Annotated in this window: 1 protein-coding gene; it reads right to left on the bottom strand. The window is 49.8% G+C overall.

Going from position 1 to position 1,355, the window contains the following annotated elements; all coding sequences use genetic code 11:
• On the bottom strand, nt 1-1,109 hold a 1,109-nt coding region (locus M2108_RS31320; protein ID WP_277506483.1), incomplete at its 3' end, for an IS1182 family transposase.
• Nucleotides 1,110-1,355: the final 246 nt, after the last annotated feature.

Here is a 1,355-nt window from a genome sequence, read left to right on the forward strand (position 1 = left end):
TCAACCTTGCCGACATTTTCTTTCCAAGCTTTGCTTTTTTCTTTGTGGTAGCTGGCGTATTTTACGACCGCTTGAATCTCTTCCTTCTCCAGATAAGCGTAGTTTTCTTCACTACCGTAACCTGCATCCGCAATGACCGCCTTCGGGAGTTTCCCCAGCATCTGCCTTGCCTTTTCCAGATGCGGCTGTAAACAGCGGGTATCGGTCGGTCTTGGGTGTAGACTATAGGCTAAAATGAACTGGTTTTCGGTTCCGATTTGTACATTGTAACCCGGTTTGAGTTGACCATTTCGCATGTGGTCTTCCTTCATTCGCATAAACGTCGCATCCGGGTCGGTTTTGCTGAAGCTGTTCCGGTCGCCAAGCAGCCTTTGGTACTGTTCGTACTTCAGCAGCCGGGGGAGCAAATCCTTGCGAAGCTTCCGAACGGCTTTTTTCAGAGGCTTGTCTTTGGGTTTGTCCATGAGCTTTGACTCCAGCGCCTGGGTCAGGTGTTCCAGTTTCTCACTATTCATCTCGCTACATTCGCCGAGTTCGGCAAGGTCTTTTCCTCGGCACTCCTGTTCTTCTTGCTGCTCTGCCGCTTCAATGTCTGCAAACAGAGCATGGACGTTCTCCTGCAATTTCGCTTTGTGTTTGCTGACCGCTTTGCCCCAAACAAAGGTGTAGCGATTGGCATTGGCTTCGATCTTGGTGCCATCTACAAAGTAATGCTCCAGAGATACGTATTTTTCGTCAGCCAGAAACTGAAGCACGGCGGTAAATACGGTTTCGAGGACACTTTTCATCCGATGGGAACGGAAGCGATTCAGGGTGCGGAAGTCGGGGCGTTGCCGTCCGGCCAGCCACATGAAAGGGATGTTCTCCCGCACGGCTTTAGCGATTTGACGAGAGGAATAGATTCGTTGAGTATAGGCGTAAATGATGACTTTGGTAAGCATCTTCGGGTGGTAGCTGTCCCGGCCGCCGCCGGGATAGGCAGCGTCAAAGATGGCGTTGTCCAGCCGCTCTACGGCGGCATTTACGACACGGGCAAGATGGTTGTCTGGAATATCTTCTTCCAGATCCATTGGCAAGCAAAGTTGGTCCATGGTATATTGAATGTACAAAGAAATCGCTCCTTTTGGAATGGTTGGTGGTACTTCCATTTTACCAAAAAAGCGATTTCTTTTTTTGTCTTTTTTAAGATTGAAGATGGATATTCCGCTTAAACAGTGGAGAGAACGGACGGATTGTGGAACAGCGGCAGCGGTCGCCTTGGTCTCCGGATTTTCACCGCTAAGGGGAATGAAAAAAATCTGGAGAGCACAGCGATTGGAACAACGGTCCGTTCGCGGAGCGTCCACCCAAGTGAA

This window comes from Paenibacillus sp. PastM-3 (assembly GCF_029893965.1).
In the GTDB taxonomy this organism is placed as follows: Bacteria; Bacillota; Bacilli; order Paenibacillales; family Paenibacillaceae; genus Paenibacillus_AQ.